The organism is Pseudomonas sp. GW821-FHT04C07, assembly GCF_059420325.1.
Genome location: NZ_JBWKTM010000020.1, coordinates 1 through 17133, shown reverse-complemented (window position 1 = coordinate 17133; position 17133 = coordinate 1). Strand labels below are relative to the sequence as shown.

The 17133-nt window shown below is 56.1% G+C and carries 16 protein-coding genes; 3 read left to right on the top strand and 13 right to left on the bottom strand.

The window, feature by feature from the left end; genetic code table 11:
• Window positions 1–116: 116 nt before the first annotated feature.
• Window positions 117–2036 carry a HAMP domain-containing methyl-accepting chemotaxis protein gene (locus AC07UI_RS27270; RefSeq protein ID WP_494995408.1) on the bottom strand — a complete coding sequence of 640 codons (1920 nt, stop codon included), beginning with the start codon at window positions 2034–2036 and terminating at the stop codon, window positions 117–119.
• A 410-nt stretch (window positions 2037–2446) separates the two neighbouring features.
• Here AC07UI_RS27270 and pmrG point away from each other — a divergent pair, with 410 nt between their 5' ends.
• Window positions 2447–3094: a lipopolysaccharide core heptose(II)-phosphate phosphatase PmrG gene (pmrG, locus tag AC07UI_RS27265; protein WP_494995407.1), complete on the top strand. Its 648-nt coding sequence runs from the start codon at window positions 2447–2449 to the stop codon at window positions 3092–3094.
• A 286-nt stretch (window positions 3095–3380) separates the two neighbouring features.
• On the opposite strand, the gene AC07UI_RS27260 is transcribed toward pmrG, so the two are convergent.
• Complete coding sequence (locus tag AC07UI_RS27260) at window positions 3381–4835, bottom strand: ArnT family glycosyltransferase (RefSeq protein ID WP_494995406.1); 1455 nt, start codon at window positions 4833–4835, stop codon at window positions 3381–3383.
• 371 nt (window positions 4836–5206) lie between these two features.
• Between AC07UI_RS27260 and AC07UI_RS27255 the strand changes: the two genes are divergently transcribed.
• Window positions 5207–5812, top strand: coding sequence for a hypothetical protein (locus AC07UI_RS27255; protein WP_494995405.1), 606 nt, complete (start codon window positions 5207–5209; stop codon window positions 5810–5812).
• A 558-nt stretch (window positions 5813–6370) separates the two neighbouring features.
• On the opposite strand, the gene AC07UI_RS27250 is transcribed toward AC07UI_RS27255, so the two are convergent.
• From AC07UI_RS27250 to AC07UI_RS27235, 4 genes are all read right to left on the bottom strand, one after another.
• A complete protein-coding gene (locus AC07UI_RS27250) occupies window positions 6371–7789 on the bottom strand; it encodes a sodium:solute symporter family protein (RefSeq protein ID WP_494995404.1) in 1419 nt (472 codons plus the stop codon).
• A 262-nt stretch (window positions 7790–8051) separates the two neighbouring features.
• A complete protein-coding gene (locus AC07UI_RS27245; protein WP_494995403.1) occupies window positions 8052–8912 on the bottom strand; it encodes an alpha/beta hydrolase family protein in 861 nt (286 codons plus the stop codon).
• Entirely contained in the window at window positions 8909–9145 is a 237-nt protein-coding gene (locus AC07UI_RS27240; protein WP_494995402.1) for a hypothetical protein, read from the bottom strand. Before AC07UI_RS27240 ends, AC07UI_RS27245 begins: the two co-directional genes overlap by 4 nt.
• Window positions 9146–9250: 105 nt before the next feature.
• Window positions 9251–9421, bottom strand: coding sequence for a sulfotransferase family protein (locus AC07UI_RS27235; RefSeq protein ID WP_494995401.1), 171 nt, complete (start codon window positions 9419–9421; stop codon window positions 9251–9253).
• A 23-nt stretch (window positions 9422–9444) separates the two neighbouring features.
• Here AC07UI_RS27235 and AC07UI_RS27230 point away from each other — a divergent pair, with 23 nt between their 5' ends.
• Window positions 9445–9882, top strand: a complete 438-nt coding sequence (locus tag AC07UI_RS27230) for a YciI family protein (protein ID WP_494995400.1) — start codon at window positions 9445–9447, stop codon at window positions 9880–9882.
• Window positions 9883–9992: 110 nt separating this feature from the next.
• Here AC07UI_RS27230 and AC07UI_RS27225 read toward each other — a convergent pair whose 3' ends face one another.
• From AC07UI_RS27225 to AC07UI_RS27195, 7 genes are all read right to left on the bottom strand, one after another.
• Window positions 9993–10265, bottom strand: coding sequence for a hypothetical protein (locus AC07UI_RS27225; RefSeq protein ID WP_494995399.1), 273 nt, complete (start codon window positions 10263–10265; stop codon window positions 9993–9995).
• Window positions 10266–10300: 35 nt separating this feature from the next.
• On the bottom strand, window positions 10301–10699 hold the full coding sequence (locus AC07UI_RS27220) for a DUF6124 family protein (RefSeq protein WP_494995398.1): 399 nt from the start codon (window positions 10697–10699) through the stop codon (window positions 10301–10303).
• 1143 nt (window positions 10700–11842) lie between these two features.
• Complete coding sequence (locus AC07UI_RS27215; RefSeq protein ID WP_494995397.1) at window positions 11843–12955, bottom strand: HNH endonuclease; 1113 nt, start codon at window positions 12953–12955, stop codon at window positions 11843–11845.
• 841 nt (window positions 12956–13796) lie between these two features.
• Window positions 13797–14657, bottom strand: coding sequence for a death domain-containing protein (locus AC07UI_RS27210; protein ID WP_494995396.1), 861 nt, complete (start codon window positions 14655–14657; stop codon window positions 13797–13799).
• Window positions 14658–15135: 478 nt separating this feature from the next.
• Window positions 15136–15570, bottom strand: coding sequence for a hypothetical protein (locus AC07UI_RS27205; protein WP_494995395.1), 435 nt, complete (start codon window positions 15568–15570; stop codon window positions 15136–15138).
• A 77-nt stretch (window positions 15571–15647) separates the two neighbouring features.
• Window positions 15648–16430 (bottom strand): hypothetical protein, encoded by a 783-nt coding sequence (locus AC07UI_RS27200; RefSeq protein ID WP_494995394.1) that lies wholly within the window; start codon window positions 16428–16430, stop codon window positions 15648–15650.
• 391 nt (window positions 16431–16821) lie between these two features.
• Window positions 16822–17133, bottom strand: a 312-nt coding sequence (locus AC07UI_RS27195; RefSeq protein WP_494995393.1) for a tail assembly protein, incomplete at its 5' end; no start/stop codon positions are given.

The window sequence follows — 17133 nt, the reverse complement described above, 5'->3', positions numbered from 1 at the left end:
GAGGGCGCCTGCTCCCGTTCGGCCGGTTCGCGCTCGGGCGAAGCAGTCCATCGCGGGCAAGCCTCGCTCCCACCGTTGACCGCGTAATCCTGTGGAAGCGGCTTGTCCTCGCCAGGTCAAACCCGGAAGCGGCTGACCATCGTCTGCAACTGGTTGCCCAGCCGCGCCAGTTCAACGCTCGATGCCGCGGTTTCATCGCTGGCGGCGGCGGTCTGTTCGGACACATCGCGTACGTTGATGATGCTGCGGCTGATCTCTTCGGCCACGGCGCTCTGTTGCTCGGCGGCAGCGGCGATCTGCTGGTTCATCGACTGGATGCTGGACACCGTACGGGTGATGTTTCCCAGCGAGGTACCGGCCTTGCGGGTCAGCTCGACGCTGCTGTCGGTCAGGTTGCGGCTGTTGTTCATCACCGCGGCGACTTGCTTGGTACCGTTCTGCAAACCAGCGACCAGCCCTTCGATTTCTTCGGTGGACTTTTGCGTGCGCTGAGCCAGGCCACGGACTTCGTCGGCGACTACCGCGAAACCGCGACCGGCTTCACCGGCGCGGGCGGCTTCGATGGCCGCGTTGAGCGCCAGCAGGTTGGTCTGTTCGGCCACGGTTTTGATCACGTCCATGACGCTGCCGATCTTGTCGCTTTCCTGTTGCAGCACGGTCATGGCGTCGGTCGAGCGCGCGACTTCGGTGGCCAGGCGTTCGATCTGCGCGATCGCTTCACAGACCACTTTGTCACCTTCGCGGGCCTGGCCGTCAGCCTCGGAGGCGGCTTGTGAGGCCTGTTCGGCATTGCGCGCGACTTCCTGCACGGTGGCGGTCATTTCGTGCATGGCGGTGGCGACCTGATCGGTCTCGATCTTCTGGCTGTTAACCCCGGCGCTGGTTTGTTCGGTGACGGCCGACAGTTCTTCGGCAGCGCTGGCAATCTGCGTGACGCCGTCGCGAATGCCTCTGATCAAGTCGCGCAAGGTCACACCCATGCGTGCGATGCCTTGCTGCAATACGCCAAGCTCGTCGCGACGGGTGACATGCACATCGTGGGTCAGGTCGCCCGAGGCGATGCGTTCAACTACGGCCAGGGTTTCGCGCAGCGGGCGGGTAATCTGTCGGGTGATGATCACGGCGGCCAGAATGCCGACCAGCAACGCCAGCAGGGTGCTGATCAATTGCAGGCTACGGGCTCGGGTGCTTTCGGCATCGCGGCGGTCCAGCTGGATCTGGTACAGCTCATCGCTGCGGGCAACGATGTCATTGCCTTGATCGGTCATTTCCTTGCGGGCCTGATCCGCGTCACCGTCCGCTGCTTTAAAGGCCTGCAGCGCGCTGCGATAGCCGATCAGGGCGCTTTCCAGCTGACGCAGTTCGTCCTGTTGAGTGCCGCTAAAATGCAGGTTGAGGTCATTCAATCCGGCGATGGCGGCGTCCAGTTGAGCGACGGCTTTGTGTTCGGTTTCAGGGTTGGTGTCGGCGGTGTAGCCACGCACTTCGTAGCGGGCGAGCTGGAACGCCTCTTTGGCTTTGCTGATCGCCAGGAATTGCTCGAAGCGCTGATCGCTCAAAGGCATTTGCTGTACGTGGGTGTTGATCGCGGCGATCAGTGTGTTGGCGCTCTCGGCGTTATTGCCCATGGTCTGGCGAGCGGCGTTGCCTGCGCGGTAGGCGCTGCGCATTTTGTTCAGCGATTGCTGGTAGGCGTCGATGGTCGCGCTTTGCTGCTTGAGCAGCTTGAGGTTCTCCGGGCTCTTGAAGCTATTGAGCAGGGATTTTTGCTGGGCAACAAACCCGTCGAGGGTGGTTTGCACATTCTGTGCGGCGGTCTCGTCGCCGTTGGTCAGCATGTATTGCAAACGGCTGACGCGCAGTTTGGTCAAGCCGGCGTTCAGTTGGGTGATATCGCTCATCCAGTTGCTACGATCGATCAGACCGCCAAGGCTGGTCCAGCCTGTCAGGGCCAGGACCGTAGTGAGCGCCAGTACCACGCCGAACCCCAGGCCCAGTTTCAGGTTGACGCTGATATTGCCGAACCAGCTATTCATTGCAATTACTCCAGGAACGTTGCGAGTGTTGGTCGTCAGTTGGCTGGAAGTTTGTTGTTTTTGGTAGCCAGCAAGGTTTTGGTGTAGTGGTGTATCGGCAGCGTACGCGATAGCTGAAACGGTTTTTGTCCTGCCTTCATGGACAATGGGGGCGAGCCGTCTCTATTGCGTGCAGCGTTTGATCTACAGGGGAGGAGTGGTCGAAAATACCGGTGCCCGGACGTGCTTGTTCTTTGAGCTTTTTTTCACATTCATTTCACTGGGGCCCGACGTCGCGCCCCATAGAGTCTCTTGTTCACTTGGGCGCCCGAATCACGGGTTGTTCGTTTTCAATAGCGCAGTTGCCATGGGTGTTTTGTATCTTTGGTATGGCTCGCTTATAGATTTTTCGCCACAGGGGCAACTTGATCGTGGGATTAAGATTTGGTTTAAGTGGCGCTACGAAATATAGAACTATTGTCGTAGTACTGTTGTGTGCGTTGTTTGTTATTGCGCTGACTGTTGTTCTTTTAAGGCCGGCGGCGGTACCCGATCTGGTCCATGGCAAAACCTCCGGGTTAGTGCAACTGAGGGCGGATTGGGCCAAGGGCGAGATGATTGTGCTGGTTCGTCACGCCGAGCGCTGCGATCACTCCAGCGCCACTTGCCTTGGCAGTGCCGATGGCATTACCGAGCGCGGCCGCGACGTCGCCGTCGCGGTAGGTTCGCAATTTGAACATTTGGGTCTGGACAAGGCTGACATCTACCACAGCCCTTTGACCCGCGCGGCGCAGACATCTTCCTTCATGTTCAAGACGGTCGATGCGGGCCAGGATTGGTTGATCAACTGTAAAGGCCGTATGTTGAAGGACGTCCTCAGCCACAAGGTCGCCGGCCGAAACCTGATTCTGGTGACGCACAGTGAGTGCATGTCGGAACTTGAAAAAAACATGAAGTTCGCTTCATCGACGCTGGGCTATGGCGCATCGCTGTTTATTTCAACTGCGCTGGCGACTGGAAAGCCTCAGATGCTCGGCTTCATTGACGCGTCCGACTGGAGTTCAGTCATTCCCCAATAACGAGTCTGACCGGCTGAACGTCGTCGCCTTCCCAGCTGTTTGCGCTGGCTATCAGCGGTTGCACGGGCACCGCTGGATAGCAGCCAATACACCGTTGTTGGCCATGGCGAAGGACAGCCACCGGTTTGTCCGCGCTCAGGATGCTGCGATCAACGCCAAGGGCGGCGATGCCATGATCAATACTCAGGTCCAGGAAAAGCTCGTGTGATTCTGGCGAAATACAAAAAAAACGGCACCTGATGAAGGTGCCGTTTTTTTTTCCTGCAGTTAGCGTGGGTCTATGGGTCTATTGCCCAACGAAATAATAATCCTGCTTGCCCACAATCATTTTTTTCAACACTTTCAAGGACGCTGGTGGTTCAGTGTTACTGGCCATGAGCGCCACATGATTGGGTGATGCCGTGAGAAATTCACTCAGCTCAGCTTCGGTCTCCAACCCCTTGAGCAGGCTCTGGGTATAAAACACGCTGGCTCCGGCTGTACGTTCATTCGCCTGATACAGCGCGACCTCTTGTCCGTTGGCCTGCATTGTCTGAATTTGCTGTGTCAGCGGCAGGAAGGACAATTTGCGGTCAGCGCGAGGCGCAGCCCATTGCGCGGCCGCCAGGTAGATGCAGATCACCAGGCTCAGCACACCGACCACCAGGCCTCGACGGTGCCGGGCAAGCTTGCCGATAAACGTCGTAGCGTTGGTACGTTCGCGCAGTCGCTCGAACAGCACCGAGGCGTATTCAGCCGCCAGCACGGCAGCGGCGGGCGTCAGTGACATCAGGTACACCGTGCGTTTGCTGGAGGCGAAGCACAGCAAGGTGAACTGCGCCAGAATCCAGAGGGTGAAAAACAACAGGTAACGATTGCTCATCAGGCTTTTGCGGAAATGCCAAAGGCCCAGGTACACCAGAATGTTCCATGGCAGAAAGGCCTCTGGCAGCTTGGCCAGATAGTAATAGAACGGTTCATAGTGTCCGGCCAACTCGAACGAGCCACCGAAGCGCCCGATGCTGTTGGTCCACAATACTTCCTCTACCGCCTGCAAACCGCCTCGCTGATAGAGCATGAACAGCCAGATCACCAAGGGGATCAGACCGAGCAATGTCAGCAGGCCCGGACGTACCCAGTCCGACAGCTTGAGCCGTTTCTCGATCACGCTGTCGGCCACCAGATAGGCGAAGATCACCACCCCCGGCATTGCCAGTCCCAGCACACCTTTACTCAAGCTCGCGATGGCGATGCCCAGCGCGAACAGCAACCAGGTCGCCATGACTGACTGTTGTTCAGCCTGTCGCCGGTTAGCCTGAAAAAACGCCAGCAAGGCCATCGTCACGCCAAGGCTGAGTAGCGCATCCTCACCAACCCCGCGAACATTGCTCCAGTAACTGGCCATGGTCGCCAGCATGATGGCCGCGGACCAGGCGATAGTCGTCGGCCGATCGAACCTGCGCAGCATGGTGTACAGCAGCATCACACTAAACAGCCCGGCGAAGGCCGAGGCCAGCCGCACCGCCCAAGGCGTGCCGCCAAACGCGCGGATAGCTGCGGCGTCGATCCAGAGGCTCAGCGGTGGCTTTTCCAAAAAAGGCTGGCCAAATAGTCGGGGCGTCACCCAGTCGTTATCCAGGTGCATCTCCATTGCAATCCCGGCGACCCGGGCTTCGGTAGAACCTTGCAGCTGGTGATTGCCAAGGGCAAAAAAGAACAACAGGCAAGTGAGCAGGAATAAGAGTGGGGCGGGTCGGGACATAGGCTTCTGGCTACCAAGGAAAGGAATAGGGCCGAAGAACATTCAGGCAGTCGGGAAAGTATACGGGACTAGTTCTCAACAAAGTGTGAACAACGGTGTGATGTAGTAACTCGGCATGTCGACGCCTGCGTTCTCAAACTCTTGGCAAAGATACCCCAGAGCGAAGCTTTTCTGATGATCGCACGCTCAGTGGGCGCGGGATTACCAATGGATGGCAAAAGGTTGCCTGGTGGCGGAGAACGGCAATAAAGCACCTGCAGAATAATTCACCACCGACTCATGTTCGGTGAGCGTGCCGTTCATCGCCAGCCAAGAACCTAACTTCAAGACCTCTGTCTCATTGGAATGAATCCAAAGCGCCGGGAGGCATCATGTTTATAAAGAAGAAAAATTTGATGGTTATGGCTGTATGCACCTTGATGCTCGCCGGGGCATCCATGCTTCCTGGTGAGCTATCTCCCATCTCCTCTGCTTATGCAAAAGGCAGCGGTGGTGGTGGCGGTCACGGCGGTGGTAATGGTGGTGGTAATGGCGGTGGTCATAGTGGGGGGGCTGGTGGTGCTGGCCATTCTGATGGCGCGGGCGGGATAGGCATGGGCAAGGGGTTAAGTGGCGATCGAGCTGCAGATCGTGCTGAAAAGGCTGCAGATCGAGCTGAAGACCGTGCTGGAAAGGTTGCAGGTCGCGCTGAAGACCGTGCTGAAAAGGCTGCAGATCGCGCTGAAGATCGTGCTGAAAGGGCTAAAAAGGCTGGGGTCGCTGAAAAAGCCGTGAGGGATAGGGGCATCAGCGGCAAGCATTCTGGAAGCCTGCGCAATAATAACAAAGGTCATGGTTCGGTCACTTCCGGAGTGGCGCACTCTAAAGCTACCAGAGGGGTGGCCAAGGCCACTTCGATTGCTAAAACCACGCCAGGCGAACACAACACAAAAGGTTTGAGCAACGCCGCCACCTCAACGATGAAGAACGACCGCTAGTTGCTGGTTTGACCGGTATTCACTGTAGTGTTCTCGGTGAATACCGGTCATTTCACATCTGAGACACCCTGCATACAGGTATGACTGGGCATTTTGGTATTTCTGATCAATGTGCTCGTCTACCTGTTATCTGCGAGTTGGCTTATTGAGATACCGCCAGAATTGGCGCGGTTGTCTGGCTCCCCAATTTTGAGGAGTGAACCACCTGCTGGCTCAAATTTACGCCATCGAGTTCTTGAGGCGTTACCGGGGCTGCTTGCTCAGCCAGAGTCAAGGTCAGAATCAGAACAGCAAAGCCTACTATCACTGGGAATGATCCGCGCCAGAATACGATGCGTCGGCGGCGCTGGTTTGCGTTCATTTGTGCTATCCCCTTTCAGCTCTATGGCTGCCATATGGCGAAAACATTCCGTTTGTTTATCACTATGCCGCCTCAATGTAGTTTCTGCCGTCGATAATTGCCAGCCCGCGAAAACCTGCTGGTTGCCGGTTGTTGTTGCTGGGCGCCAATCAGATGATCGGCTTACATCGCGTGTCGCGCTACGCTTCACGACCGAACTACTTCAAGCCAATCTCCACAACCACCCGCTCCACCTGCTCGGGCGGCGTGCCTCGACGGCTGAGGTGGCTGATGCTCATGATCACCAGTGGGGTGAAGAGGGCGATGTAGGCGTTGTCGATGCCGAACGGGTTGCCTGCCAGGAACCAGCCAACGGTGGCAACCAGGGAGGCGATGATGCTCAGAAATGCGCCTGCGGCGGTGCCGAATTTCGGTGCGTAGAACACCATCAGCACCAGCACGGCCAGGGAGGCACGGAGGGCTTTGCCGAGGAAGGCGATCATCAGTACTTTGTCTGAGGTCAGCGCCAGAGCGATGGGCAGCAGGCCGACGGCGATGGTTGCCAGGCGTACGAAACGCAGGGATTTGACGTCGCTTTTTTCCGGGTTGAACCAAGGCTCGTAGAAGTCGCGCAGCAGCAAGGTGGCCGAACCCATGCTAACGGCCGAGATGGTGCCGAACAGCGAGCCTGCCAGGCCAGCGACCACCAACCCAGCCGTCAGTTGGTCCATGCTTGCGATCAGGCGCGGGAAGGCTTGCAGCGAATCGACCGCGGGGAACAACACCGCGCTGCACATGCCGATCAGTGCCGCGCCGATGCCGAACGGGATCATCAGGATTGCGCAGTAGAAGCAGGCGCGCTGGGCCTTGCCGGCATGGCTGACCGTGTTCACCGCCTGAATCACGTATTGGGTGGAGAAGATCGAGCCGATTCCGGCAATCATCCAGGCGACGATCTGACCCCAGCCGATGGCGGTCCAGTCGAACATTCGCTCCGGCAATTGAGTCTGCAACGCACTTATCCCGCCGACCTGTTTCAGGCCGAACCACAGCGCCAACGCGACGCCGAGGTATTTGAGACTGGCGTGCACGAAGTTGGTGTAGATCACCGAACGCATGCCGCCGATGCTGACATACAGCACTGAGACCACGCCGACGATGATGATCGCCAGGGTGCGATCCACTTGCAGCACGCTGGCCAGGACGGCGCCGCCGCTGGCGTAGATCGAGACCGCGACAATTTCCAGGGCGAAGATGGTGATGATTGACGTAGCGAAACGGGTTTTCTGACCGTAGTTGTGCGCCAACACGCCGGAGATGGTGTTGTCGCCCAGCTCCTTGTACTTGCGCGCCAGCAACCAGGCGAACAACACAAAGCCCAGTGCTAGTGCGAAGAGGTTCCAGGCGGCGGAGATCCCGACTTTGAAGCCGGTCTGGGCGGTGCCAATACTGACCGCCGTGCCGATGAATTCCGACAGCATCAAAAAGCCGATCAAAAATGCAGGAAACTGCCCGCCGCCGGTGGTGTAGTTATTGGCACTGCGAGAGTGCCGGCGAACACCGAAACTGATCAGCGCGAGGCTGAGCATGTAGATGCCGGTGATGGAAAGGACGATCCAGGAAGAAGAAGACTGCATGTTTGTCACCCGATCAACGTGTTGAAGGTCGAAGGGGATACTGCCGAAACGCTTTCGCATGTGCGGATCATATGTATATCCTCTAGGTATTGTTGTAATTGCAGGTAGTTTCCTCTCCTGTGTTTTCGGTCGTCTAATATTGAGTAAGTATGGTTTGGTACTTAGAAGGTATTGTGGGGAACAGTCTGCTTCTCTCAAATCAAGGCCGCCGATTTCGCCGAGTACGCAATGCCGTTCACTCAAGGATTGTCGACTGACTTTTTCAGGGCGCCGTGGAGCAGAGGGGAGGGTGGCTGAGTAGTTCTGGCCAGCGGCGAGCCCAGTCGCTTTCATGGCCCATGCCCGGCACGATATGGCTGTGCGCGCATCCACTGGCAGTGGCGCTGACAAACCGTTGCGCGATCACCGGTGGCACGACACTGTCATCGGCACCACTGAAATGAAGCTGCGGAATCGACGCGACCTGGCGTGCAACATCGATGGCATTGAGCGACTCAGGCATCGCCGACACCTGATGCAGGCGGTTGACTTCGACAGGGTCGAGGTTACCGGCCACGGTGCGCAGCGAGGCGATATCGTGACGTCTGGCGGCGATCAACACCACCAATGCACCACCGCCCGAATAGCCGACCAAATGGATGCGCTGACCGGGTACTCGTGCGGCGTAGTGCGTGACTGCCTGGTCCATTGCGGCGACCACCTCCTCTGAAAAACGCCTGTGGGTCCAGTAGGCTTTTTCACAGCGTGGGTTGACCGCCAGCGGCGTGAATTGACAGGGGCGTGCCAGGTACACGACGTTGGGTGCGGGGTCTGCCACCGCCAACGCCAGGCCCAGGGCCTGATGCGGTGTCGGATTTTCAGACGGCACGGTACGCGAGCGCCAGGCCATGCCGTCGCCCTCGATGTAGAGGGTCAGCGGCAGGTCTGGACGGGTTATCCGGTAAAAGCTGGTCAGCACAAAGCTGTCGGTATCGACCTGGTCACGCTGCAAGTTACCGGTGTGCGCCAGGGTTTCGGCGTGCCGGTTCGGATCGGCGCAACCTGTGAGGATTCCGAGCAGCGCACACACGCAGGCGAACACCGTTAGCAGGCGCTGTGCCGGCGCTGCGCTTGAGTCGTTCATGCTTCGGCAAGTCCCAGCGCCGCCAACAGCGGCCCGAGCTGTTCGGCATGCGCGCGCCAGCGACCTTTCGAGGTTTTGTAGAGGGGCTGCCGCACTTGATTGACGCTCGCGGTGCGCACCACGCGTTGGGTCTTGTGGAAGTCCATGCAGGCCTCATTCCAAGGCAGGTCAATGAAGTCGATCAAGCGCTTCGCCTGTCCTTCCAGATCGTCGACCACCGCTTCGTAGTCCACTTAAATAAAGGATTCGACGGGTAGCATCTGGCGCCAGTGAACCCTCAAGCTCTGGTAGTCGCGATAGAACTGCCCCAATTCGGCGTGGTCGTAGCTGAACAGTTGCTAACCGCCGAATTGCTTGTTGTAACAGGATAGGCAGGTATCGACCGGATTGCGGCGGTAGTGAATGATGCATGCACCGGGCAAGATCAACGGAATCAGGCCGGCATAGACAAAATTGCCCGGCATCTTGTCGACCAGGCGATCCCGACCGTCGGCCAGGAAGTGAGTCACACAAATCCAGCGGAGATAAGACGATGCGATTCATGATTATTGTGAAAGCCAGCCAGGATTCCGAAGCCGGCGTGATGCCCACCAAAGAATTGTTGACCGCAATGGGCAACTACAACGAAGAGCTGGTCAAGGCCGGCATCCTTATCGGCGGCGAAGGCCTGCACCCCAGCAGCAAAGGCACCCGCGTGCGCTTCTCGGGCGAGAAGCGCACGGTCATCGACGGCCCGTTTGCCGAAACCAGGGAACTGATCGCCGGCTACTGGCTGTGGCAGGTGAAGTCGAAGCAGGAAGCCATCGACTGGGTCAAACGCTGCCCCAACCCGATGCCGGGTACGGACGCCGAGATCGAGATTCGCCAGGTGTTTGAGGCGGAGGATTTCGGCGCCGAGTTCACACCGCAACTGCGCGAGCAGGAAGAGCGTGTGTGGGCACAGGCGAAAGAGCAAGCGAAGAAGTGCTAATACGGATTCCGCATCTGCGTGATCGCTCAGGCCAGGGGTCGTGGTCTGCTCCTGATTACCTAAAATTTCCTTCAACCCCAAAAAAGGGCGACGCTGAGGTCGCCCGTTTTTTATGACGCAATCTGCGCCTGCAAGCGTCGCCCGACGACGTCCATTAATTCGCAGCCGTCGCGCAGCGGGATAGCCAGCACCCGCGCGAAGTCGTGCAGCAGCGCGGCGTCGCTGTGAGTCTCCTCGCGCAGGGCGAGGTTTTCCAGCAGTTGGGTCACGGTGCGGATACGGTAGGCCGCGGTTTCGTGCAGTACGTCGAGGGGCGCTTCGGTGTCGATCACCAGGGAAGGGATGGTGCAGTCCAGGCCGGTGATGGCCATGTATCGAGCCATGGGCAAAACTCCATTCGATAAAACAGCGCCACCACTCAGTGGCGGGAGGTTGGCTTGACCCCGGACGCCTGCGCATCGGGCGGGTCGAGGTTGTCCAGCGCTCTGTTCACCAACAACTCGCTCAGCACGACCATTTGCTGAATCGCCAGCGCGACATTACGGCGAGAGCCTTCAAGCTCGAAGGCCAGGTCGGTGCTCATGACATTGAGCGACGCGAGCGTCTCGCAGGCGTGAACCAACAGCGTTTCAGTATCGACGTCGGGAGCAACGGCGAAGATGGTGCCCGGACACTTGTCGAGCTTCGGTTGATCGAGGGGGGATTGCAGGTGGTAATCGAGGGCGCGCTCGGCGGCTTCGTGGAGTTTGCTGGAATCGGGGGCGTCGGAGGTGGAAAGGCTTGGGATTTCGGGAGGATCGGGGGTGATCTTTTTCACGTTGCAACTCCTACACTGTCTAGAGAAGCTGCCATTCCCCTGCTGTCAAACAGGATTGGGTGGCAGCTGTGCGCGGGTTGACAGACCGGAAGTGTAGGAACCCGGCGCACCCGAAGATGCCCCACGCACAGCCGCCATAAACAAAACCGCACGCGTGGAAGCATGCCGTCTAATCGAGCGGTGTGAAAGGTTACACTTTTCGGCCTGTCAAAGCCGATCGCTGATGTGCAGCGACTCCCGAAGATTATCTTCACGATTCATCTGGCGCCAGTTCACTTAAGACGCTACAGCTTGCAGGAAATTTCCGAGGCTCGAGTCCAAGAGTGGCCGCGGCGAGATTCGGAAAGTGTCGCAGCCTGACCTCCGTTGCCCTGATCATTTTGAGATTGGTCAGGTTTGCTCAACCGTCGAAAACAACGAAACCCGCGCGAGGCGAGCTTCGTTCGGTCGCCGGGGTCGTTTGAACTGGTCTGTTTTTACCCCGTAAACATTAGGCTTTGTGTTGTTCTGTTTTCATGGGGATACAGGTGGGGATACACGGTGCTCACTGCTGGGGTGATTTTGCCCCGTTTCATGATGCCCATGGATTTCCAGATTTACCCCCTGACGAGTGGTAAACCTGTCTCTCCGAAATCGTTGTTGACTCAAAGGTACGGTCGTCATCACCACCCCGGATCAGGGTAGTGGTAATTCATGGGGTGTTTTCACAAGCGCACCATTCGATGCTCTTTCGTGGGGTTTGTTTTTTCCAATCGTCGTTCGAGGCAAATACGGGACTATCCCGGAATTACCTAACCTCCCAATTCGGTAGGGCAGGTGTCGCGACACGTTTCCGCATTTCGCAAAACGTGTCGCGTACTGAGGCAGATCGATGCATCCAAATCTGGATGATCCCCGCCTGGGAAATACCCCTGATCGGTGGGATTTTTCATCCACAGAGAAATCCTCGGTAGTGTGCCCTTTCGCCAAAGGTCTATTACGATCTGCATGTAGAACCAGCCAGTTTGATCTGGGCACAATTCTGTCTCAGGGACAGAGTTGGATGGGGTAGCGCTTCACAACCCCACAGCTCAAATGTGAGCCTGGATCACAATTAAATCGCACCTGCTCCAGCCTGCTGTCAGGTGTGCAATACCTCGGTTGTCATGCCTTCCAAACCCTCAACAGATATGGAGTAAGTTTCTGCGCCATCAATTGACATAGTTTTTTATACTGCTCTCCAGTTAACGTTTCTCCTTCTTTCGCACCACAGTTTTTAAACGCGAAATCTGTGGCCTCGGATATAACTCTGTCCTGCTCTCTTTTTTCTGACATCTCTAGGGCGACAGGTATCACTTCCTCATAGCACTGATGCACTTTGGTAGTGTCATGTTTTTCGTAGTTGTATGTTGCTTGTATATCATCTTGACTGAGAGGTATATCGACGCTTAAATTTAGTTCGAGGCCCGTAGTCGGATCTACGGCATAGCTCGCCGAAAGTGCCTTTCCGTTATATCTTTCAGAAAGGCAAATGACTACACGGTGTACGCCAAAATACTCTAGATATCCTAATAGTAGCCCTGAATCTGGATTGCCTTGGATAGCCACACAGTGCAATGGGGTTTTAGGCGGCCGGTCGATGATTAAATCTCTTTCGTAATAGTAGCCAAAGCACGGGGCGCCATCGTGGCGAAGGTACTGAATCGCTTGTTCGCATGAGTTTGACGCCACACCCGCACTGTGCGCTAGTGCCAATGCCGATTTGACCAAGGATCTCCCGGCGCTTGGGCCGCCGAACGTCAGGTCAAACTCAAGCATCCCATAAAGATATTCTTGCGTAGGTTGTAGGCCGGAAGTCAGTTTTTCGATATCTATAGATGGGTGTTTTTTCTTCACTCCTTTTAAAATTGATTTGGTCTCTTTAATGTCTCGCGCAAGTATTCGGATATGGGTTTTTCCGTCAATTATCACTTCTTTAAAGTCCACCTTGGCAGGTGACATTCCACCTTCGCTGTGAAGAATTAAGGAGGTGCCTTCTGTTGTGTTGAAAGTTTGTGAGGGCGGGGTTCCTCGTTCTCTTTGAATGAAAAATATGAGGCTTAATGGATTGAGCTGTTTGCTGAGCTCTGTGTCCCACTCGTCGCCCGTTTTGCTGTTGCAGTTTTGGCACAGAAAGCCTTTGATTTTTTTTCTTCCCCCAATACTGTTGGGGATGATGTGCTCTTTGGAATCGTTCTTGATCGTCAGTTTAATATCGCAAAGGCTACAAGAATTCATCGATTGACCCTTCACTATGGGGGATGTGTTTGGCGAGTGTAGTCGTCTTCCATGATCCAACCTGCTGCTTGGGTGCTCGTATTACCCGAGTAAACTCTTGACGAGCCGCAGCACCGGCACGGTAACTCTCATGCTGAGAGGCACGTAGGTATTGGGCTGCGGTCAAATCGGTCCTTGTCTGAGGCGGGAAAACCGTCAAGGGCCTGTCTAGTATTGCTTGGCGCGCTAAGGATCTTCTCGCCCGGTAGGTCACCGCCCCATACGGCCGGCGTAAGCCTGGCGAATGATCGAGCAGTTACCTTGACGGCCAAGTCTGGAATTTTTGACAAGGCTGGTGCTGGCCAAGCTGCGCGAATGCCCGCAAAGCCATGAACTGCGTGGCTTTCAGCGTTCCAACTAGTGGTGGTGCTGGAGAAATCCGTCAAACCCTGTCAAAAATTTCGTCAAGGCTCCTCAAGGGTCGTCAGGGAACGAGTTCGCTTCCCCTAGCGTCTTCATGACTCGCCAGCCTCACAAATCACCGTCGTGGACGCTCCCATTTTCTGGACGGGATAGCTGTCCAGTCTGCTGCCCGACCTGCCGCCGCCCATGCTGTCCGTGGCTCCTGGGCGGAGTTGGATTACCTACCGCCGCGCTGGCCGTCCAGAGCCTGTCCAGAATCCGTCTGGGGTCTGTCAGGGGGATGAGACGACCAAGCCTGCTTGTTTGACGGCCCCCGCATGTATAAAGCCTCAGACGCCGACCAGGTGCGGGGTTCGTCTCATGCCTGTCTCACCTTCCGTCAAAGTGTGGTCAAAGTGTTCGCAGTCAATCAAACACTCGAGACCGGCAGGCGAATCGCTCAAGCGGTGCGGGGATAGAAATTCACCAGGAGCCGGTATTCAGGGAAGAAAGCAGCGTAAAACCCTTCCGTTAGAACGAGCTTGGCAGTCACTTCCGCCGCGTCTGTGTAACCAGCTTTTTTGAGCTCTGGCATCACCTCGTCGGTAATTTCAACCAGACGACGCTCCAAGCACTCAAGGCGATCATGCTCGATGTCCATTTGGATAACTGAGAATATATTGTGCCCCGACGCCACCGTGCCGCCGCCAAGCGGGCCGTATGTGGTGTCATCTTTGGTAAGAAAGAAGGAGTTGGCGTGGACTTTCCTCAACGCAGCTCGCTCCTCATCGGTGAGCCTTTCGCCTTGCACGCCTTGCATGACCCAACGAGCAACTGACTCGGGCCAGTTGCGATGAACGGTTTCGACTATTTCGCTGTTCGTCCACGAATGATGGTCGTAAACATCTATCGCATAAAAATATTCGTCAGTGATTCTGGCGAAGAGCAAAGGGCCTGCTCTTTCGACAAAACCGTTTTTGATCTGAGTTCCAAGGTGTAAGTGGTAAACCCCCCAGTCGTTCAGCATCAGATCTGTTTTTGTCGTTTTTTCGATCAGCTTGCTCAGGTGCGGGGTTAGATCTTGACCATCTTTCACTTTTTGCTGAATTAGGTCCCAGCCAGCCTGGTGTTCTGCGGGGCACTTGAAGGTATCCGATACGAGTAGCGTCCTAGGCCTCGCGGATATGCGTCTTTGTGCTGCGTTGAAGTAATGAACGGGGACGTCTGTAGTAAGTCCTGTCGTGTCCATCCCCCATTCCTTGCTCATGATCTCCTTGAGTGTGTCGTGCCAGTCTGCCTTGAAGTCCATGATCAATTTCATTAGGGCGCCCTCCAATTTGCGCATCTTGATCCTACGCGTCCGTCGGCTTTTGTGAAGGGCCTGCAAGCTCGCCGCGCCACCTCCGTGGGTTTGTTCGGCAACTGACCAGGTTGCCAGTGGAAACCACTGCAATACCGTGGAAACCACAGTGGAAACCAGTGCTTGGCAACCGCTTGCATTGGTAACTAGCGTGGTAACCACTGGCCGGGTTCGCGCCAGCTTCGCGTAAGAGGGTGAGAACCAGAAGTGCGAACGCATCGGCGGGCATGTACCTGCGGCGCGTCGCTCGCTCCCACAGAGAGTTCACGCAGTTCAGTTGCGTGAAGGCACTGCGTGAAAGGCTGCGTGAAACCTAGCCGGGGGAGGGCTTCGCGCATCCTCCAGTGCGCGGCGGACGTGCGCGAAACATTGCGCGAAAACACGTCGATAAGCGCTTGACGTGAGCCTTCCATGGGGTTGTTTTCGCAAATGGGACTGGCTACGAATCAATGTGCTCAATCCGGATAATGACCTCGCTTGGAATCATTCGGCCTGAGCCTGGCCGGATTGAAATTTCGCGCTCTTCAGGATACTTCGGCTGTTTTGACTCGATGGCTACCACGCCGTAGCGCTCAAACAGTGTGTCGTCGATCCAGTAGACCACTCCAGGGATGTTATTACCCTCTCTGTCATGGGTAGCGAAATACTCCGCCGTCTTTTTATCTCGCGTGGCCGAGATGAATGCTGAACTCCATGTCCCCGTCTCGATCTGTTGAGCATTCACTGCGTTTTCTGCGGAGCTTCCGTATGTGAAGGTTCCGTCATGCCGTGCTTTTCCATCATGCAGAGGTTCAACTTCGCCGCGGTCGCCATTCACCTCAATTATGCCTGCTGACGCCTTATGGACTGCTAGTGAAACGCCTCTGTAGAGCATGGTTGTTCCTCTAGGTGATGATTCTGATATCCAGCGAGGACGATGCCAAACCGTGGATACCAGCCTGCTCAAGGTCCTTAGGCATTTGGCGCGTGTTGCTTTGGTCCCTTCCAGTTAAATGAATTCAATACTTCTGAGAGTAGGCCTTGAAGAGAACTCATAGACTCTGGCGAGACATCGACTTCGCCATAATGACCATCTGCCATGGTTGACCCGTATTTTGATCCATTTAGGTTATTGAGTATCAGCGCCCCTCTGGGGGCATTCACCCCGCCTTGATCAACCGGCTTCAGGTCCAGCGGCTTACCACCTTGTCCTAAGAAACGCGCTCGATCTTCCAGGTGCTGCGCTGAGTTTCGAACCCCGCGGAGGTTTGGAAACTCAGTAGCCATTTTTTTATACAGCTCAGCTACTACGACTGGAGTGTTTTCGGTCTTCGACAGAACCCCTAAAAACTTGTCGAAACCATCAAGTGCGTACAAAAAAGCTCGCGCATAGAGAAATGAGGTGTTGTGCTCGAACTCTCTAGGAACGCTCCCTCTAGCCCACTGCTCCCGCTTAAAGCGCACGTCCGTTTCGAAGCGAATTTCTTCCCAGCTCTCATGGGTATTTAAGCCTCCCCTTTCTAGCTCTACAGCTTGCTGAATCTCGCGACGAAGCTGAGTGTCCTGCTCCCATTTATCTCGATTTATGCTGGGTGAGGACCGGCTCTGCTGAGAGCGCACAAACAAGTTCAGCGCTAAATTCGATTCAAAGAACTGGGACTGTAGATTGCGTAGCAGATCTTCGACCTTTGATGACCAGTCGCGGTCTTCATAGTCCAGCCAGGTGCCTGGCACCACGAGTTCGAAAACAAACACAGACACCTCCAAATGCTTCACGTTGGGAGCGTCCAGTGTAGTGGCTGACTGTTAGCTTGCACTGGGCGCGCATTGGTTTGTTGCGATTCTGGGCGTCGATAGCGAGCAAGCTCTTGGACACGAGCAACCTGACAAAACCTGACGTTGGAAATGCGGTATTGGGACTTGGCCAAGCTGCCAGCCTGTTAACTATTGTCAAGGTTGGGGCCGCTGGATGACTCCGTAACGGAGATCCCTTTGATGGATGGTAACCAGGCGGGGTGGTTACTTTTGGTGGTTACCTGAGTGGTTACCACGCTGGCTGGAGAGCTCCATATCGGCACCCGCCTAGCGAGATAGGTCTGTCTACGGGTATGAAACGGCCGCCCGGAGGCGACCATAGTCAATTGCTCTACATCTGGTCCTCAGCATAAATTGCCGCGCTGATGATCGCACCGCCTACCCGGCGCTTGCCGAAGCAGAGCGGGACCGGGTTACCGGATGCCGTAGTGTTCTTCGCGCTGCCGAAGGCGTACCCGGGGGTGTTTTCAGGGGCGGCGCTGGTCTTCAGACCGCCGGCCTGGGGGCTGAGCATTTGGATGACACCACCAGCGACCATTCCTACTCCTGTTGCAAAGAGGGCAGCAGTGCAGTGGTCAACTAATTCCGGACACCTCAATAGGTGGTTTCGACGCCATTGCCCGTTCGTAAACGGTCGGTGGCA